Annotated in this window: 1 rRNA gene; it reads right to left on the reverse strand. The window is 54.6% G+C overall.

Annotated features, from left to right (window positions below):
- Nucleotides 1-216, reverse strand: a 23S ribosomal RNA gene (locus M3196_RS21920); the annotation flags it as partial.

The following is a 216-nucleotide window of genomic DNA, read 5'->3' on the forward strand; positions in this document are numbered from 1 at the left end:
ACTAGGGAGTATTTAGCCTTGGGAGATGGTCCTCCCGGATTCCGACGGGGTTTCACGTGTCCCGCCGTACTCAGGATCCACTCAGGAGGGAACGAAGTTTCAGCTACAGGGCTGTTACCTTCTTTGGTGGGCCTTTCCAGACCGCGTCTCCTACTTCGTTCCTTTGTAACTCCATGTAGAGTGTCCTACAACCCCAGAGGGCAAGCCGTCTGGTTT

The sequence above is a fragment of the Fictibacillus nanhaiensis genome, from assembly GCF_023715445.1.
Classification (GTDB): Bacteria; Bacillota; Bacilli; order Bacillales; family Fictibacillaceae; genus Fictibacillus; species Fictibacillus nanhaiensis_D.